Source organism: Ruegeria sp. CDSC081, from assembly GCF_059610485.1.
In genome coordinates this window covers 102,242-118,961 of record NZ_JBXWNS010000009.1, presented here as the reverse complement: position 1 = coordinate 118,961, position 16,720 = coordinate 102,242, and the positions used below count along the sequence as shown (strand labels likewise).

At 57.7% G+C, this 16,720-nt stretch carries 16 protein-coding genes and 1 pseudogene; 3 read left to right on the top strand and 14 right to left on the bottom strand.

From position 1 onward, the window contains the following. Nucleotides 1–76: 76 nt before the first annotated feature. The 4 genes from AC2FH9_RS16525 to AC2FH9_RS16510 all read right to left on the bottom strand — a co-directional run bounded on the left by AC2FH9_RS16525 (nt 77) and on the right by AC2FH9_RS16510 (nt 4,068). Nucleotides 77–958 (bottom strand): carbohydrate ABC transporter permease, encoded by an 882-nt coding sequence (locus AC2FH9_RS16525; RefSeq protein ID WP_271951248.1) that lies wholly within the window; start codon nt 956–958, stop codon nt 77–79. Continuing rightward, nucleotides 958–1,986 carry a carbohydrate ABC transporter permease gene (locus AC2FH9_RS16520; protein ID WP_281973841.1) on the bottom strand — a complete coding sequence of 343 codons (1,029 nt, stop codon included), beginning with the start codon at nt 1,984–1,986 and terminating at the stop codon, nt 958–960. The genes AC2FH9_RS16525 and AC2FH9_RS16520 overlap by 1 nt, the downstream gene beginning before the upstream one ends. 60 nt (nt 1,987–2,046) lie before the next feature. Then, complete coding sequence (locus AC2FH9_RS16515; protein WP_496872257.1) at nt 2,047–3,285, bottom strand: ABC transporter substrate-binding protein; 1,239 nt, start codon at nt 3,283–3,285, stop codon at nt 2,047–2,049. A 123-nt stretch (nt 3,286–3,408) separates the two neighbouring features. Then, the gene (locus AC2FH9_RS16510; protein WP_496702271.1) at nt 3,409–4,068 is read right to left on the bottom strand and encodes an ester cyclase; all 660 of its coding nucleotides are present in this window, start codon (nt 4,066–4,068) and stop codon (nt 3,409–3,411) included. A gap of 994 nt (nt 4,069–5,062) precedes the next feature. Between AC2FH9_RS16510 and AC2FH9_RS16505 the strand changes: the two are divergent. After that, nucleotides 5,063–5,284: pseudogene (locus AC2FH9_RS16505) on the top strand (integrase); the annotation flags it as partial. 181 nt (nt 5,285–5,465) lie between these two features. Here AC2FH9_RS16505 and infB read toward each other — a convergent pair. The 6 genes from infB to pip all read right to left on the bottom strand — a co-directional run bounded on the left by infB (nt 5,466) and on the right by pip (nt 12,758). Continuing rightward, nucleotides 5,466–7,943: a translation initiation factor IF-2 gene (gene infB / locus AC2FH9_RS16500; protein WP_496692727.1), complete on the bottom strand. Its 2,478-nt coding sequence runs from the start codon at nt 7,941–7,943 to the stop codon at nt 5,466–5,468. 8 nt (nt 7,944–7,951) lie between these two features. Next, nucleotides 7,952–8,575 (bottom strand): RNA-binding protein, encoded by a 624-nt coding sequence (locus tag AC2FH9_RS16495; protein WP_142638257.1) that lies wholly within the window; start codon nt 8,573–8,575, stop codon nt 7,952–7,954. Nucleotides 8,576–8,597: 22 nt separating this feature from the next. Beyond that, nucleotides 8,598–10,211, bottom strand: coding sequence for a transcription termination factor NusA (gene nusA, locus AC2FH9_RS16490; RefSeq protein WP_271950779.1), 1,614 nt, complete (start codon nt 10,209–10,211; stop codon nt 8,598–8,600). Further along, nucleotides 10,211–10,801, bottom strand: a complete 591-nt coding sequence (rimP, locus tag AC2FH9_RS16485) for a ribosome maturation factor RimP (protein WP_496697395.1) — start codon at nt 10,799–10,801, stop codon at nt 10,211–10,213. The genes nusA and rimP overlap by 1 nt, the downstream gene beginning before the upstream one ends. Nucleotides 10,802–10,962: 161 nt before the next feature. Next, on the bottom strand, nt 10,963–11,784 hold the full coding sequence (locus AC2FH9_RS16480; RefSeq protein ID WP_496872256.1) for an ABC transporter substrate-binding protein: 822 nt from the start codon (nt 11,782–11,784) through the stop codon (nt 10,963–10,965). Further along, nucleotides 11,781–12,758 carry a prolyl aminopeptidase gene (gene pip / locus AC2FH9_RS16475; protein ID WP_282022178.1) on the bottom strand — a complete coding sequence of 326 codons (978 nt, stop codon included), beginning with the start codon at nt 12,756–12,758 and terminating at the stop codon, nt 11,781–11,783. The genes AC2FH9_RS16480 and pip overlap by 4 nt, the downstream gene beginning before the upstream one ends. Nucleotides 12,759–12,806: 48 nt before the next feature. Between pip and ubiG the strand changes: the two genes are divergently transcribed. Then, nucleotides 12,807–13,553 carry a bifunctional 2-polyprenyl-6-hydroxyphenol methylase/3-demethylubiquinol 3-O-methyltransferase UbiG gene (gene ubiG / locus AC2FH9_RS16470; protein ID WP_142638267.1) on the top strand — a complete coding sequence of 249 codons (747 nt, stop codon included), beginning with the start codon at nt 12,807–12,809 and terminating at the stop codon, nt 13,551–13,553. 2 nt (nt 13,554–13,555) lie between these two features. On the opposite strand, the gene AC2FH9_RS16465 is transcribed toward ubiG, so the two are convergent. Genes AC2FH9_RS16465 through AC2FH9_RS16450 form a run of 4 tightly spaced genes read right to left on the bottom strand, consistent with a single transcriptional unit; the run spans nt 13,556 to nt 15,865 of the window. Then, the gene (locus tag AC2FH9_RS16465) at nt 13,556–13,996 is read right to left on the bottom strand and encodes a MarR family winged helix-turn-helix transcriptional regulator (protein ID WP_142638269.1); all 441 of its coding nucleotides are present in this window, start codon (nt 13,994–13,996) and stop codon (nt 13,556–13,558) included. Between the two features lie 15 nt (nt 13,997–14,011). After that, the gene (locus tag AC2FH9_RS16460) at nt 14,012–14,842 is read right to left on the bottom strand and encodes a carbon-nitrogen hydrolase family protein (RefSeq protein ID WP_496872255.1); all 831 of its coding nucleotides are present in this window, start codon (nt 14,840–14,842) and stop codon (nt 14,012–14,014) included. Beyond that, entirely contained in the window at nt 14,842–15,099 is a 258-nt protein-coding gene (gene grxC / locus AC2FH9_RS16455; protein ID WP_142638273.1) for a glutaredoxin 3, read from the bottom strand. Before grxC ends, AC2FH9_RS16460 begins: the two co-directional genes overlap by 1 nt. A 37-nt stretch (nt 15,100–15,136) precedes the next feature. Further along, a complete protein-coding gene (locus AC2FH9_RS16450) occupies nt 15,137–15,865 on the bottom strand; it encodes a ComF family protein (protein WP_496750491.1) in 729 nt (242 codons plus the stop codon). 16 nt (nt 15,866–15,881) lie between these two features. Here AC2FH9_RS16450 and AC2FH9_RS16445 point away from each other — a divergent pair, with 16 nt between their 5' ends. After that, complete coding sequence (locus AC2FH9_RS16445) at nt 15,882–16,712, top strand: methyltransferase domain-containing protein (protein ID WP_271950789.1); 831 nt, start codon at nt 15,882–15,884, stop codon at nt 16,710–16,712. The last annotated feature ends 8 nt before the right edge of the window (nt 16,713–16,720 follow it).

Genomic DNA, 16,720 nt, shown 5'->3' with positions numbered 1-16,720 from the left:
CTAGGTTTGAAGACGATCTCCCAGATACCATGTGAAAATCAGCGGAGCGGAGGCGAGTGTCAGACGGTCCATCGCCTCACCCTTTCACCGCGCCGGCGGTCAACCCGCTAACGATCTGGCGTTGGAAGAACAAAACCAGGAAGAACAGAGGCACCATGGCGCTCACCACCGCCGAAACGGCAAACATCACGTTGCCCTGTTCGCGTATCTGGGTAAGGAAGCTTGCGATTTTGGGCACCATCGTCTGGTTTTCCGAACTCAGAAGCATCGAGGTAATTGCAAAATCATTGTAGGCCAGAAGGAAAGAAAATAGCCCGGTCGTAATGACGCCCGGCCACATGACCGGAATTATCACATGCCAGAACGCCTGGAACCGGGTGCAGCCATCGACCATAGCGCTTTCGTCCATATCCTTCGGGATGTTCAGGAAGAACGAGTGCAACATCCAAAGCGTAAACGGCTGATTAATTGCGACCAGTACGACGATTGTGGTCGAGAGTCGTCCCCACAGGTTCCATTCGAAGAATGGCAGCAGGTAGCCTGAGACCAGCGTGATATGCGGCATGGCCCGAAACACGAGTGCTGCGATCAAAAGCCAGAATGCGTAACGATATCCGGAACGCGCCAAGGCGTATCCGCCCAAGGTTCCAAGCGTCAAAGAAATAATGACTGTGCAAACAACGACAATCGTGGTGTTCAGCACATTCCGCCAGAACTCTTCCTGAATCCAGGCGCCATAATATCCGTTGCCGGTGAAGCTGCCGCCGGTTTCGGACAGGGTATAGACCCCATAGATCGCGTTCCGCCAATCGGCCTTGGAAAAGAAATCGCCCTGAACCTTGAAAGATCCCCAGACCGTCCAGACAAACGGCCCGATCGCGATCATCAGCCAGAAGATGATCATCGAGGTCGCGAACCACGTCAGCAGACGCGGTGATTTGTTAGCCGCTGACGCCATCACACCGCCCTCCGGTTAAAGTCCCGCCAGGTCTTGATCAGCACTGGTGTCAGCAGGATGGCAACGCCGAGGATTGTTAGCATCGAAGTCGCTGCGGCCGAGCCGAAGAGTTTATCCTGCCCCGAAAGGTCGTTGTAGATGATCCAACTGAGCGATCTGGCCTTGGCTTCGGCCGAGAAGGACACGATGGGTTCAAGGACGCGGAAATTGTCCATCAGTTGCATCAAGGTGATGAAGACCAGAAGCGGCATCATGTAGGGAACGATGACATAGCGGACCTGTTGAAACCTGCTTGCCCCGTCAATCTTCGCAGCTTCGAGAGTATCCGTGGGAACCGTCTGTAACCCCGCGTAGAACACAACGAAGGCAAAGGGCGTCGAATGCCAGACGCCGTAGACCATCAGCATGATCCAGGTGAGCGGTGCCGAAGCTTTCAGGCTAAGATCAGGATCGTCAAAGATGATCTGCAGCGTAGCCCCGATGATGCCGTCTGCGTCTACCATCCAAAAAAGGATCAAGCCCCCGATCAGAGGTGTCACGATCATCGGCAAGAGCGAGGCAAAGATTGTCGGCCCCTTGGTGACTTTTGGAAGGCGGTTCACACCCAGAGCTATCAATAGACCAAAGACGATCACCAACGGTGTGACGACGAAGGTATAGGCAAGCGTGAAGAAAAGCGCCTTGTAGAACGGCAGGTTGTAAACCCCCGAGATGAATCCCCCGAAAGATTCAGATGCTGACCAGATCCCGCTCACTTCGTCAAAGGCCAGATGCCCACGGTTTGTGTAGGTTCCCAAGCCGTTATAACGCCCGAGAGGTGCGTCGACCTTCAACGCGTCGGTTGCTTCCAGATCGACTTGTAGAATCGTGGTACATGTGAAGGGCCCGCAATTCTCGACCTCACGCATGACCTGTTCATGTTCAACAAAGAACGACTGCATCGCTACCGACACGATCGGCAGGGCAATGAACAGGATCATTGCCAGGAATGATGGCCAGATAAATCGTGCAAAAGTTCCGTGCGGCATAGCGAAAACCCGACAAAGTTGTGTGCGGCGCAGAAAGAGCGCCGCGCACTATTTGAGTGTTTACTTGAGGAACCCTTGTTCCTTTGCAGCAGCGGTATAAGCCGCCTCGATGTCAGCTAGGGTTTGTTCAGCGCTTTCGTTGCCCTGCAGGAAGTCTGGCACCTCTTGGAAAAATGCCGAATGCAGAAGCCCCATGTAGGGCAGCATCGGATAAGGCTCGGCACCGGTACCTGCGACGGCCGCGACGCCCTCAGCAGCGACGCCAGGTTTGTAGCTTTCCATCAACCAAACGGCCTTGTCGTTATTAGCCATGACCATGTCATCAGAGATGCCATTGACCATCGCAATGAAAGTAGCTTCGGCATCTTCATCGCTGATATTCGCGGCGATGGTGAAACCGTCCCACCAGAGCGATGACGCTGGCGTCGAACCGCCCGCAACAGTCATCGCACCGGCAGGCATCGTCGCCGCAACGATTTCAGGTGTAGAACCCTCGTCGTCGAGCAGACCACCCACCGACGATCCCCAAATGACAGCCATTGCTAACTCGCCCGATTCCCAAAGCGGCACGACTGCGCCAGTATTGTAGGTCAGGAAGTCAGGGTTGGAATATTCCATCAGCGATTTCAGCATGTTCAGCGTCGCGACGCCTGCTTCGTTGTTGATGGACACCTCAGCCGTGCCGGGCTTGAAAAATTCGCCGCCGTGACCGAGATACATGTTCACGACCTCTTCGCCGAGGTTCCAATCCGATTTGGTCAGCATTGCGAAAGGGTATTCCATGATGCCAGCCGCGCGGATGGCTTCGGCAACATCAAGCACCTCTTCGTAGGATGTCGGCACCCCTTTGCCGACTTGGTCAAGAATGTCCTGGCGCACGATCAGATGCTGTGCATTGGCCATGAAGGCAATCGCCATGATCTTACCATCGACACGAATTAGCTGGTTTGGTTGCAAATTCTGACCGTGCTTGGCGACGAGATCATCCAGCGGGCGTATCAGCCCATCATTCAACAAAGGAACGATGGACGAGTTCGCTACGATTTTAGTCGTATACTCAGCCGGATTGGCCGTGAGCGCTGCAACCTGTATTTCATTGTGCTTGGTCGAGTGGTTCTTCGAGAATTCCGCCCCCTCTCCGACGCACGCTTCGGCGTTATCGACAACCGCATGCAGCGCTGGAAAGTCGTTGGCAAGGATTCTGACGCTCCCGCTGGTAACCGGACAATCAGCGAACGCAGCCCCGACCGTCATTCCAAGCGCAGTTGAAGTAACTGCCAGACGAGTGATGATAGACATGTTTTTCTCCCTGGGTTCGACCTCGTTGGGTCAGCTTAGAAGCAGATACGAGCAGTTTGGTCGCTCGACATCGCATACGTATGCGATGTCGACTATACTCGATTCTCTTAAAATATCAAAACCTCAATCCAATCCGGTCAGCAGGCGTTGTCGCGCAATAAGATCGACACCTAATTGTTCAAGAAAGTGCAGATGATCAATGAAGTTCCAATTTTCAGCGATTTTATCACCCTCCCGCCGATAGAGGTCGACAACGCGCATCGTCGCCTTCTTCTCGGACTTCGGGGCAAGCCCGATATATCCCCCAAGCGAGGTCACATCAAATGTGGGCCAACCGAAGAATCCACCATAGTGGCCTTCTGCGAACTCCGTTCGGTGGCCGAAAAAGTCGCCCCACTTCAAGCCTTCTTCGAAGGGAACGCAATGCTGCTCAAGATAGCGTTCCTGGGTGTAGGGTGCACCGATGCCGCCTGGCCCCCACCAGATCATGTCTTCCTTCCAATCCAACGACAGATCCGTGTTTGTTGTGTGAACATCTTCCGCCAGCAAACGGTCGATCATCCTGAGAAACAGCTTCAAAGTCTTTTCGCCTTCGCTCGAAGGTTGGCTGTTGAAAAGCAGGCCGTCATGCGTGCGCGGCCCGGGCGTCACCATCGTCGCGGCGGTCGACGGCGGAAGTGCTTCGGCCCGCACCTGCGCCATCAGATTCAGCACATCTAGGAACATCGTTGTTTCGGTTATCTTGCCGTCCACGACCAGGCTGAATTCTGCGTATCTGAGCATTGTTGACTGTCGGGTCGGACGCATTCCGAGAAACGGCTGATCGAACAGACCAAGAAGGTGCCCCATAGAAGCGACCCAAACGCCAGGTTCATCGCTCAGGTGATTGTAGCCTGCAAAAAATATGTCCGGTCTGCGTTGAAGGGGAGAAAACGAACTTCGCAATGGGCCCCAAAAATTCTTGTCGGCATTTTCGGCGCCGACGCATTCCCGGAACGGTGCAGTGAACTGAAAACTGCAATTCGCGCTGGTTTCGACCGAAAGCCCTTCAGCAAGCGCAAACTTCGGTGCAGTGTCTATGTGCCGCTGATGCGACAAGACTGTCTTCTTGGCTGCGTCTAATGCGCTCTCACGTCGATCCATTGGTGCCCTTTTTTCTACAAATTACCGCTTTCACTCTATCCCAAAAGAACACCCCGAAAATGGTATCAACACCAACCTTACCTGAAAGGGACTCCCGTCAGCTTTGGTGGACGATAGGGAAGAGCATGCGCCACGACTTCACGCATGATACTAGCTTCTAATTTCCACATTGAACTAGGCTGAGCGAATAACCGCATCAAATTTTCGGATCCCGTTGTGGCGCTTTCCCTGCTTTCGCGATGCTCACTAAGGTGGACCTCGGGTCGCGAAAGCCGATCTTCTGCATTGTCCGCGACCTATGAATTGATGATTCCAGATTTGCTGCGATATGTTTGAACGGCCGGTTTTCTCGCCGCGTTGCGACCGCCTAAATTCAGCAACAGCAGAAAAATCCGCGCTGCGTGCGCTCGCAGCAAGAACAGTGAACTCACAGGAAGGGCTCACTGCCGCCGAATGCATCGGCAGAAATGGTGTTCTCCGTAGACTTCCGAGAGCAGGCATTCACTCCGCTTGTAAGATTACAACGTCAGCGCGGTGCAGATGTCTGGGCGTGGGGGGGATCGGAGGGCAAAACATACAAAGAGTCCAACTTCCCGCTGTCACCCCGAAACGCAAAGCTTGAAACAAAGGCCGGATTCTCGGTCAGAAACGACCGCTCTTGCCGAAACAGGTCAGGACGATCCGTGCGCGGCTCAAACTAGCGGGCTACCTGCGCGATCTTGCGCTGTTCAATGTGGCGATTAATAGCAAGCTTCGCGGATGCGATTTGGTGAAACTGGCCGTCACCGACTTGGTGAGGGATGATCGCGTTCGCGGACGCGTGTCCGTTGTCCAAGGCAATACTAAGCGGCCCGTTTAGTTTAAGCTCTCTGAAAACACGCGAATGCCATTGCCTCTTGAACCAAGGCTACCCCGTGCGACTTGATGATTAACTTCAAACAAACTCGCGCATAAAGTCAAAGGCTCACGTCAGCTCACCAAAAGAAAAACAGCGGCCCGTTAGAGCCGCTGTTTTCCGAATTTCAGTTCTGTCCGGATCAATCCAGTGTCCGGGTGACCTCTTCGCGCTCGAAGATTTCGATGACGTCTCCGGCGCGGATATCGTCATAGTTCTCGAATGCCATACCGCATTCCTGACCCGACTGAACCTCGGCCACTTCGTCTTTGAAGCGTTTCAGCGTCTTCAGCGTGCCTTCGTGGATCACCACGTTGTCGCGCAGCAGGCGGACACCTGCGGAACGACGCGCCACGCCTTCTGTAACCAGACAGCCAGCAACCTTGCCAACGCCTGTAACCTTGAAGACTTCGCGGATCTCGGCATAACCGATGAACTTTTCGCGGATCTCGGCGCTCAACAGGCCTGATGCGGCGGCTTTCACGTCGTCGACCAGATCGTAGATCACCGAGTAGTAGCGGATTTCCACGCCCTTTTGGTTTGCGGTGTTCCGGGCTGAAGCATTGGCACGCACGTTGAAGCCCAAGATCGGGGCTCCGGACGCTTCCGCCAAGCCGACATCCGTTTCGGTGATCGCGCCGACGCCTGAATGCAGCACCCGCACGCGCACTTCGTCGTTGCCGATCTTCTCCATCGCCTGAACGATGGCTTCGGCAGAACCTTGCACGTCCGCTTTCATCAGAATTGGCAGTTCGGTGACGTTTTCGTCTTCCTTGGCCTTTTGCATCAGCTGTTCAAGGGTGGTTGCGGCACCGGCGGCGGCGCGTTTGTCCTTGGCGGCCTGTTCACGGTAGGCGGCGATTTCACGCGCCTGCGCTTCAGTCTCGGTCACGTTCAGAACGTCCCCGGCTTCGGGCGTGCCATTCAGACCCAGAACCTCAACCGGAACCGAGGGGCCTGCCTCTTTGACGCGTTCGCCCTTGTCGTTGATCAGCGCACGGACTTTACCGTATTGCTCACCCACAACAAAGATATCGCCCTGACGCAATGTACCGGTTTGAACCAGAACGGTAGCAACAGGTCCACGGCCCACATCCAACTGCGCCTCGATCACGGCACCCTGGGCGGCGCGATTCGGGTTGGCTTTCAGCTCAAGAATTTCGGATTGCAACGCGATGGCTTCCAACAGCTCATCCAGACCCTGACCGGTAATGGCGGACACTTCGACGTCCTGAACCTCACCCGACATTTTCTCAACGATGACTTCGTGCTGCAGCAGATCGGTGCGCACCTTGTCCGGGTTCGCATCCGGCTTGTCGACCTTGTTGATCGCAACGATCATCGGGACACCCGCCGCTTTGGCGTGGTTGATCGCCTCGATCGTCTGCGGCATCACCGCGTCATCCGCAGCAACAACCAGAACCACGATATCCGTGACCTGCGCCCCGCGCGAACGCATCGAGGTAAAGGCCGCGTGACCCGGTGTATCCAGGAAAGACAGCGTTGTGCCGCCATCGGTTTTCACCTGATAAGCACCAATATGCTGGGTAATACCCCCGGCCTCACCCGCCACAACGCGAGCGTCGCGGATCGCGTCCAGCAACGAGGTCTTACCGTGGTCAACGTGACCCATGATGGTAATGACCGGCGGACGCGACTGCAGATCGCCTTCGCTGTCTTCGATCTCTTTGATGACGTCCTCGACGTCAGAGGCCGAGACGCGCGTGACCTTGTGGCCAAATTCTTCGATGATCAGTTCCGCAGTATCAGCGTCAATGGTCTGGTTCTGCGTGACCATCATGCCCATGTTCATCAGCGATTTGACAACGTCCGCGACACGCTCGGCCATACGGTTGGCCAGCTCGGACACGACAATCGCCTCGGGCAGCTGTACGTCACGGATAACCTTTTCCCGCTCGACAGCGCCGCCCATGGCTTTCTGACGCGCGCGCTCTTGCTTACGCTTCATGGCTGCCATCGAACGCTGGCGGTTGCCTTCACCACCGGTCGCCTGACCCAGAGTCAGCTTGCCTGAACGGCGGTTATCGTCACGGCCCTTGGTGCGCGTGCCGCGCTGTTCACGCTCGCGATCCTGCTTGCGTGGCGTTGCTGCGGGCGCAGGCTTGCTGGCCGGGCTGCGGGCGGCTTTTGGCTCTTCAGGAGTCGGGGTCGCCGCGACACGCTTAGCGGCATCTTCAGCCTCTTTGCGCTTGCGTTCTTCCTCTTCGGCCTTGGCGCGCGCGCGTTCTTCGGCCTCGCGCTGTTCGCGCTCTTTGGCCTCTAGTTCCGCACGGCGACGGGCACGCTCTTCCTCGCGCGCTTTTTCAGCGGCCTGACGCTCGGCGGCCTCTTCGACCTCACGCGCCTTGGCAGCCTGCAGCGCCTTCATCCGGCGCGCCATTTCCACGTCGGAAATCCCGGCTGGACGACGCGACGGATCACCTGATGGCGTAGCTCCACCACCGGTTTTGGCCGCACCCGGCTTGGGGACCACCACGCGTTTGCGTTTGGTTTCCACCACGACATTCTTGGTACGTCCGTGGCTGAAACTTTGTTTCACATTTCCGGGGCGCGCCCCGCCACGAAGACCCAATGTCTTTTTGCCGTCACTATCGCTCATAAAGCTTCTTACCCTTCCGCGCGGCCCTTGCCGCCGTCATCCGTTTCGCGCAAGCCATGCAGGCGCTGCGCTTCCTCTACAACACGTTTGGCGAGTCCGCCAGAGGCCAAGGCCGCATGAATCACGGTTTGGCGCCCAAATGCCGCCCCAAGTTCGTCTGCGGTCAACCAGCCGATGTATTTCCCAAAGTGCGGCGTGCTGAGTTTCGACTTGCCGCGCCCCGATCCATCAGAAGCCTGAAGCAATATCTGGGCCTCTTCCCGGTCCAGCATTGCCTTGACCTTTTCATAGCCAGCAACCGCATCACCGGACTTGCGTGCAAGGCTCAAAAGCTCGATCACGCGCCGCGCAATCTGCTTTTCAACCTCATCGGCCAGATCCTTTGACACAGTGACCTGCGCCTTGAACCCCCGCGCGAACAATTTCTTGCCGATGGCTTTGTCCAACGCGCTGCGGTCGGCCGAGACATAAACACCGCGCCCCGGCAGTTTTGCCGCGACATCAGGAAAGACCTGACCGTCTGGCCCGACCACAAAGCGGATCAGCCCATATCTAGGCTGAACCTCGCCAGTGGCAATGCACTTGCGTTCGGGTCCGTCAGACCGATCCTTATGGACGCCACCGCGACCCATGTGCGCCACCCGAAGCCTGCGATCAGGCCTCGGCTTCCTCGTCGGCCGCTACGCCGTCTTCTTCAGCCTGCTCCAGTTCGGCAGGATCAACCCAGCCCAGCATGATGCGTGCGGTCATGACCAGATCCTGCGCCTCTTCCAGCGTTATGCCAAAAGGCTCCAGAACGCCGTCATCCTTGATACGCTCACCATCAACTGTGGTCCAACCACCAGCCAGTTCCCAGTCAGCGCAGGTGGCAAAATCTTCCAACGTTTTCACGTCGTCCTTGGCCAGCGCTTCTACCATCTGGGGTGTCAGACCTTCGAATTCAATAAGGCTGTCCTCGACACCCAGCTCACGCGCTGCATCCAGCGCCGCTTTGGCCTGTGCTTCCAAGTGTTCACGCGCACGGGTCTGCAGTTCCTGCGCGGTGCCATCGTCGACGCCGTCAATGACCAACAGCTCGTCGAGCTCGACATAAGCGACTTCTTCCAGGTTGGTAAACCCTTCCGAGACCAGCAGTTGCGCAAAGAACTCGTCCAGATCCAGGCTTTCCATGAACAGGCTGGTGCGGGCTTCGAATTCTTTCTGACGGCGCGCCGATTCTTCGGCCTCGGTCATGATATCAATGTCCAGATTGGTCAGCTGGCTGGCCAAACGCACATTCTGACCGCGACGGCCAATGGCAAGGCTCAGCTGTTCTTCGGGAACCACAACTTCGATCTTGCCCGCTTCTTCATCCAGAACAACCTTGGACACCTCGGCAGGCTGCAGCGCGTTCACCAGGAAGGTGGGCTGATCTTCGTTCCATGGAATGATGTCGATCTTTTCGCCCTGCAGCTCATTCACGACGGCCTGCACACGGCTGCCGCGCATACCAACGCAGGCACCGACAGGGTCGATCGAGCCGTCATAGGAAATGACAGCGATCTTGGCGCGCGATCCGGGATCACGCGCAACAGCTTTGACCTCGATGATGCCGTCATAGATTTCCGGCACTTCCATCTTGAACAGTTCAGCCATGAATTCAGGCGCGGTGCGCGACAGGAAGATCTGGTGGCCACGAACCTCGCGGCGAACTTCCTTGATATAGGCGCGCACACGGTCATTGGGGCGATAGCTTTCGCGGCCAATCTTGTCGTTGCGGCGCAGAACAGCCTCGGCACCGCCCAGATCGACGATGACATTGCCGAACTCTTCGCGCTTGACCGCACCGTTGATGATGGTACCTGCGCGATCCTTGAAGTCTTCGTACTGGCGATCGCGCTCGGCTTCGCGGACCTTCTGCAGAATCACCTGCTTGGCGGATTGCGCCGCGATCCGGCCCATTTCGACCGGAGGCACTTCTTCGACATAGACGCTACCGACTTCCGGCGCTTCCATGTATTGCTTGGCCTGCTCGACGGTCATCTCGGCCTGATAGTTCTCAAGCTCCTCATCTTCAACCACGGTGCGGACACGGGTAAAGGTCGCCTTGCCGGTCTTGCGGTCGATGCTGACGCGGATATCCATCTCGGCGCCGTAGCGGCTTTTGGCGGCACGGGCGAGCGATTCTTCCATCGCTTCGACAACCAGACCGGGGTCGATCATCTTTTCGCGGGCCACGGCCTCGGCGGTCTGCAGCAGCTCCAGCTGGTTGGCTGAGGTGATTGCCATCAGTTCGTCTCCTCTTCGGACCCTTCGGTCTCAATCTCGTCGAAAGCGTTTTCGTTCAGGGCACCGGCGTCCTTGCGCTGGCGCAGCATCTCTTTGATCAGATCATCGGTCAGGACCAGCTTGGCATCGCTTAGCCAGTCAAACTGCAAGCCGATGGTGATCGTCTCATCTCCCTCGGAGATATTGATCAAAACCTCATCACCTTCGGTCCCGGCCAGCTCACCTTTGAAGCGGCGACGGCCGTCGATCAGTTCGGCGGTTTCAATCTTTGCCTCATAGCCCTCGAACATCTCAAAATCCTTGAGACGTGTCAGAGGCCGGTCGATGCCGGGGCTGGACACTTCCAGCGCATAGGCGTCAAGGATCGGATCTTCGACATCCAACGTGGCACTGACTGCGTTCGATATCTCGGCGCAATCATCCACTTCGATGCCACCATCGGGCTTGTCGGCCATGATCTGCAAGGTGGTCTGCTTGCCGCTCATCAGGCGGATACGGACCAGCTCATACCCCAGATCTTCGATCACTGGGGTGATGATCTCGGCCAGTCTCCGATCGATGGCAGCTTTGGCTATCAGTTCGTTTGTCATCAGCTACTCTACCCTGTCAGTCGGGCACAAAAAAACGGGCGCGCGGCCCGTCGAAATTCCCGGTGGAGCCCCAGACCAGAAGTCTGACACGCCGCTGTTGCAACTGCATATACGCAGGGTTTCCCGAGTCTGCAACCCCCGGCAGGAACCCTGACCGGAATTTACGCCAACCACCACCGTTCAGCGATGCGTCCGTCGTCCAGCGCGCGCGCGCCGCCGATCTGCTGGGGCATACCAACATGAGCAGCAGCAGCCAGCGCAATATCCGATTCGCTGGGGTGAAGGCGCAGACCGCGCAGTCCATTCAAGCCTTCGGATGATGGCAGGGCAGCAATATCCACATAGCCATCCCGCAATGCTTCGGCCCGGACGCGGGCATCAGGAATGACGATAATCTCAAAAGCATCCGCCCAGCCGGTCTGAGTGCTCTTATAATGGTCAACGACTTTGCGGCCCAGAAAGTGGCGATCATCCACAGCCCGTTCGACACAGTAGCATCCGGTGCCATTGGCGATCTGCAGCGGTTTGACGCTCTGACCAGCCCGCGGGATGACAAATTGACTTTCGGCCAGCAGGAAAGGCAGGCCGGGATTAGGTTTGGCCAGTTCAAGATGCAGCCGGTTAGGGGCCAGCGCTTCGGCGCGCCCGACTTCGGCCAAAACCGCCATCACATCAGCGATATCCAATGCTACGCCGTCGTGGAACACCGCATCATCGCGCAGATCAAACGTCCAGATCCGGGCATCCGTATCGGTCTGCCATCCTGTTGCCAGCTCACCTCGCAAGGTACCGTCCGGTGCGATTTCGGTCAGCGTGTCAAACACCGCCCCCCGTGCAACTTGTTCAAGACTGTCGTCACGCGGCACCGCAAGCCGCAGGGTTCCGCCCGGCTTGGGCGTATTCGCCAGTGACGCACCTGTTGCGGCCAACAGCGCCGCAGCGGCACCTGATGCAAACAACGCGCGGCGGTCAATGCGGGTCATGCTACCCCCTCGGCCACGCGGTTCATAATGCGGACCAGTTCGGCACTGATGCCGGGTTCAGACAGGGCATGGCCCGCCTGACGGACCATCTTCAATTCGACATTCGGCCAGCGCTCGGCCAGGTTCCAAGCAGAATGCGGTGGGCAGATCATGTCATAGCGCCCCTGAACGACATGGCCGGGAATATGAGCGATCCGATCCATCTGCTCCAGAATCTGCCCGTCCTGATCAAGGAAAGCCCGATTGATGAAATAGTGATTCTCAAGCCGGGCAAAGGCGCGCGCATACTCACCCGGGCTTTCTCCGGTGGATCCGTTCGAATGGATTGACGCCAGCGCATTTTCCCAGGCGGACCAGGCCCGTCCGTACAGAACCTCAGTCGCCCGATCCCCTGAGAACAGACGTTTGTTATAGGCCCCAATCGTGTCGGAAAGCTCAGTCTCGGAGAGCAGAGCGGTGAACTTGGACCATTGCTCGGGCCAGAACTTGCCCGCGCCACCACCATAGAACCAGTCCAGCTCGGCCTGCGTTGCCAGAAACACGCCGCGCAATATCAGCCTATTCACCCGGTCGGGATGCGCCTGCGCATATATCAACGCCAGGGTTGCGCCCCAGCTTCCACCGAAAACGGCCCAATCACTGATGTTCAACAGGGTGCGCAGCCGTTCGATATCGGCCACCAGATGCCAGGTTGTGTTGTCTGTGACCGACGCGTGCGGGCGCGAGCGTCCACAGCCTCTCTGATCAAACAGAATCACCCGAAAGACGTCCGGATCGAAATAGCGCCGCATTGCGGGGCTGCATCCGCCACCTGGGCCTCCGTGCAACACGACCACCGGCAGGCCATCCGGATTGCCGCATTGTTCCATATAGATAAGGTGACCATCGCCCACATCGACCATGCGCTGATCGAACGGGTCGATCGGCGGGTAAAGATATTGCACTGCGCGCTTTTGGTCCGGGTACTTGTCCATTATGGCCCTATATAGTCCTTAAACGTAAAAGAGCATACGGAGACAGGAATGCAAGCGCATCCGAACACGGTAGACCCGTCCGAGATCGCAAAATTCGAGGCGATGGCCGCCGAATGGTGGGACCCACATGGGAAATTCAAGCCCCTGCATATGCTGAACCCCTGTCGTCTGGATTATATCACACAGCAAATCGCAGGCGAATTTGACCGTGATCTGAAGGCCCCGCGCCCGTTCGAGGGCCTGCGCCTGCTGGATATCGGATGTGGAGGAGGCTTGCTGAGCGAACCCATGGCTCGCCTTGGCGCCGAGGTCGTGGGCGCCGATGCCGCCGAGGGCAACCTGCCCGTCGCCCGCATCCATGCCGAGCAATCGGGGCTTGGGATCGACTATCGCCACACCACTGCCGAGGCTATGGCCGCCGCAGGTGAGCAGTTTGATGTGATTCTGAACATGGAGGTGGTCGAACATGTGGCCGACCCGCTCAGCTTTCTGACAGCCACGCGGGATTTGCTGAAACCAGGCGGACTTGAGATTTGTTCGACCATCAACCGCAACCCGAAATCCTATGCGATGGCTATCTTTGGTGCCGAGGTGATCATGCGCTGGCTGCCGCGCGGCACGCATGAGTGGAACAAGTTCATCACCCCTGACGAGTTGTTCGACCTGTTGCGTCAAGCCGGGTTGGACCCGGTGGACCGCAAGGGTTTCGTGTTCAACCCGATACTATGGAGCTGGTCGATCTCTGACCGGGATTTGAGCGTGAATTATGTGACGGCGAGCGTGAAGCCGGGGTGAACCTATTCCCCCTCCAACTGCAATCGCAAATCCCGCAGCACGGGCAGCGTGCTGCGGACCCGCTCCAGCCCCAGCTCTCCGACCACGCGATTGATCAGCGGCGCAATAGAGGAGATCGCCTGATCCCGAGCACTCCGCCCAGCGGGGCTGATGGCGACCATCTTGCGGCGGGCGTCGTCCCAGTCGGGGCGGATGTGGATATATCCGGCCCATTCCAGCTTGGCCAAGGTATTGGTCATGGCACCTCGGGTCACGTGAAACGTATCGGCTAGCTGTGCCGGGCTGCGTTCGTTGCCGACAAAGACAAGATGGTTCAAAACCGAGAAATGCGAAATTTCCATGCCCCTGGGCAGCACCCGGCTGAGCCGGTTCCGCAATAACTGGTCTGCGGTCAGGATCTCGCTGAACAGCGTGACCGCGAGGGCATTGGTATCGTTTGTCATAGTCCAGATTCTGGATCAGGGGCCGTCAAAGGGACGGACATGTGTCAGCGAAGGCACGCGGCTTCGTGCTTCTGTAACAGAACTATCATCCAAATTGAAAAAGTGAATGCCCTGATCGGTCCCTGCGTCGATGACGACCTCTCCCCATGGGGCAACGACCATGCTGTGACCGTAGGTTTTGCGGGTCTTTCCCCTGGTTTTAGGGTGTTCACCGGTCTGCGCCGGGGCCAACACCCAGCATCCGTTTTCAATCGCCCGCGCCCGCAACAGCGACTTCCAATGGGCCTCACCCGTGACCGGTGAAAAAGCGGCTGGAACCGTCAGAATGCGCGCTCCAGCCTGCGCCAGAGATGCGTATAGTTTGGGGAAGCGGATATCATAACATATACTCAGACCCACCTTGCCGAAATCTGTCTCGGCTATGACCGCCCGTGTGCCGGGACGGTAGTTTTTGGACTCGCGAAACGTCTCGGCCTCGGACACCTGCACGTCGAACATATGGATCTTGTCATACCACGCCACGATCTGCCCCTGAGGATCAATCATGAAAGACCGATTGGCAAACCGACCATCCGCATCATGTGTTTTGATCGCCAACGAGCCGATCAATAACCAGATCCCCAGGCTCGCGGCCTGCTCGCGCAGCCCCGCAAGTGTCAGGTCGTCTTCTTCGTATTGCAGGATTTCCCGCTGCCGTGTGGACGAGGTGGACACGCAATTCGTCACCTCGGGCGTCAGAACGAACCGCGCACCCTGCCCTGCCGCTTCGGACATCAGGGCGCGCACCGTTTTCAGGTTTTCAGCCGGATCATCCGACGAGGTGATCTGAAGCAGGGCGCTCTTCATCAGGCCGCCAGCAAACCGTCCAGCTTGCCCTGACGTTCCAGCTCATACAGGTCGTCGCATCCACCCACATGCTGCGATCCGATAAAGATCTGGGGTACGGTGCGCTTGCCACCGGCGCGCTGGATCATTTCAGGTTTGCGTTTTGGGTTCCTCAGCACATCGACTTCCTGAAACTCGACGCCCTTCTGATTCAACAGCCGTTTTGCCGCGTGACAGAAGCCACAGAGCGGCGAGGTATATATTTCTACCGATTTCATATTCCGTACCTTTGGGTTTCGCACAATCCTGGGCGAGTTAGGTATCCTTGGCAACGCGCGCTAGGGTCAACACAAAAATATGATTTGCCCCGGATGCACGACAGACACGTGCACATGAGGTCAATGTTGCGCCTGATGTCATGACATCATCGACCAGCAGAATATCGCGCCCCTGCATCTGCCGAAGCCGCCTGGGATGCGCTGCAATCGCATTCTCCAGCGTTTCCATGCGCTGTGCGGCTGTTTTTCCATCCAAAACCGGCGTTCTTGTCCGTCGGACCAGAAGGTCCGGACAGGCCTCCAACCCGGTTTGCCGCCCCAGATGCTGCGCTAACAGGGCGGATTGGTTGTACCTGCGTTTCAGCAACCGGGACCAATGCAGCGGTACCGGCACGATCAGCATGTCCTCGCGAAACAAATCCCGACCCGCCAGGGCCATCCAGCGCGCCGCAGGGCGTGCAAGCTCGGGCCGGTCCCCATGTTTCAGAGCCAGAATCAGGGATCGCGCCTTGCCATCATACAAAAGCGCAGACCGCCCATCGCGCCAGGGGCGCGGCGTTTTCATACAGTCATCACATTCGATTCGGTGGCCATCAGCCTCACCCGGCAAGGGCACGCCGCAGCTTTCACATACAGCGCCACCGATAAAGGGCGTTTCACGCCAACAGGAGCCACAGAGGCCGAAATCCGCCTCGGTCAAATCACCGCATCCCAGACAGCGCGGGGGATAGATCATCTGGACAGCGGTTTGAATCCGCTGCCACATGCGATAGTTGCGCCCTATGAAACTGCCTGATTCCAACGCACCCTCACTGTTCGACCGCGCAATCCTTGCACGGCGTCGGTCCCGCGCACGGGAAGATGCCTTGTTCTTGCACCGCGCCGCAGTTGACGAGGTTCAGGATCGGCTCGCCTTGGTTAATAAAAGCTTTACGGACCCGGCGATCGTGACCCCTTTTGCGCAAGTCTGGCAGGATGTGTTGCCAATGGCGCGGATCATCCCGGATAACGAGGTGCTGGACCTGACCCCCGGTGCCCATGATCTGGTGATCCATGCCATGGCTTTGCACTGGGCCAATGATCCGGTTGGGCAGTTGATCCAGTGTCACCGCGCGCTGCAGCCTGATGGGCTGTTGCTGGTGATCTGTCTGGGCGGTGAAACCCTGCAGGAACTACGCGCCGCGCTTGGGCAGGCCGAGGTTGAGGTCACGGGCGGCCTCAGCCCCCGCATCGCGCCTATGGCCGAGCTGCGCGATCTGGGCGGGTTGCTGCAACGCGCCGGACTGGCCCTGCCGGTTGCTGATACCGCGCGGCTGACGGCGGAATATCGCGATCTGACCCACCTGATGCATGACCTGCGGGCAATGGGTGAAACCAACAGCCTGCAAAACCGCATGAAACACCCCACAAACCGGCAGGTCTTTGCCCGGGCGCAAGACATCTATGCCAATCATTTCAGCACTGATCAGAAACGCCTCAAGGCAACATTCGAGCTGGTCTGCCTAACTGGCTGGTCGCCCGATGAAAGCCAGCCAAAACCGCTGCGTCCGGGCTCGGCCCAGATGCGGCTTGCGGATGCTCTGGGCGCAAGCGAAGGCAAACTGTCCGATTGACGAATGCG

What these genes read in the sequence shown, in the direction of transcription:
- AC2FH9_RS16525 (WP_271951248.1), bottom strand. Translation starts at nt 958, where the DNA reads ATGGCGTCAGCGGCTAACAAATCACCGCGTCTGCTGACGTGGTTCGCG.
- AC2FH9_RS16495 (WP_142638257.1), bottom strand. Translation starts at nt 8,575, where the DNA reads ATGGGTCGCGGTGGCGTCCATAAGGATCGGTCTGACGGACCCGAACGC.
- AC2FH9_RS16510 (WP_496702271.1), bottom strand. Translation starts at nt 4,068, where the DNA reads ATGCTCAGATACGCAGAATTCAGCCTGGTCGTGGACGGCAAGATAACC.
- nusA (WP_271950779.1), bottom strand. Translation starts at nt 10,211, where the DNA reads ATGGCAATCACCTCAGCCAACCAGCTGGAGCTGCTGCAGACCGCCGAG.
- AC2FH9_RS16480 (WP_496872256.1), bottom strand. Translation starts at nt 11,784, where the DNA reads ATGACCCGCATTGACCGCCGCGCGTTGTTTGCATCAGGTGCCGCTGCG.
- AC2FH9_RS16460 (WP_496872255.1), bottom strand. Translation starts at nt 14,842, where the DNA reads ATGAAGAGCGCCCTGCTTCAGATCACCTCGTCGGATGATCCGGCTGAA.
- rimP (WP_496697395.1), bottom strand. Translation starts at nt 10,801, where the DNA reads ATGACAAACGAACTGATAGCCAAAGCTGCCATCGATCGGAGACTGGCC.
- AC2FH9_RS16465 (WP_142638269.1), bottom strand. Translation starts at nt 13,996, where the DNA reads ATGACAAACGATACCAATGCCCTCGCGGTCACGCTGTTCAGCGAGATC.
- AC2FH9_RS16520 (WP_281973841.1), bottom strand. Translation starts at nt 1,986, where the DNA reads ATGCCGCACGGAACTTTTGCACGATTTATCTGGCCATCATTCCTGGCA.
- grxC (WP_142638273.1), bottom strand. Translation starts at nt 15,099, where the DNA reads ATGAAATCGGTAGAAATATATACCTCGCCGCTCTGTGGCTTCTGTCAC.
- infB (WP_496692727.1), bottom strand. Translation starts at nt 7,943, where the DNA reads ATGAGCGATAGTGACGGCAAAAAGACATTGGGTCTTCGTGGCGGGGCG.
- pip (WP_282022178.1), bottom strand. Translation starts at nt 12,758, where the DNA reads ATGGACAAGTACCCGGACCAAAAGCGCGCAGTGCAATATCTTTACCCG.
- AC2FH9_RS16445 (WP_271950789.1), top strand. Translation starts at nt 15,882, where the DNA reads ATGAAACTGCCTGATTCCAACGCACCCTCACTGTTCGACCGCGCAATC.
- AC2FH9_RS16450 (WP_496750491.1), bottom strand. Translation starts at nt 15,865, where the DNA reads ATGTGGCAGCGGATTCAAACCGCTGTCCAGATGATCTATCCCCCGCGC.
- ubiG (WP_142638267.1), top strand. Translation starts at nt 12,807, where the DNA reads ATGCAAGCGCATCCGAACACGGTAGACCCGTCCGAGATCGCAAAATTC.
- AC2FH9_RS16515 (WP_496872257.1), bottom strand. Translation starts at nt 3,285, where the DNA reads ATGTCTATCATCACTCGTCTGGCAGTTACTTCAACTGCGCTTGGAATG.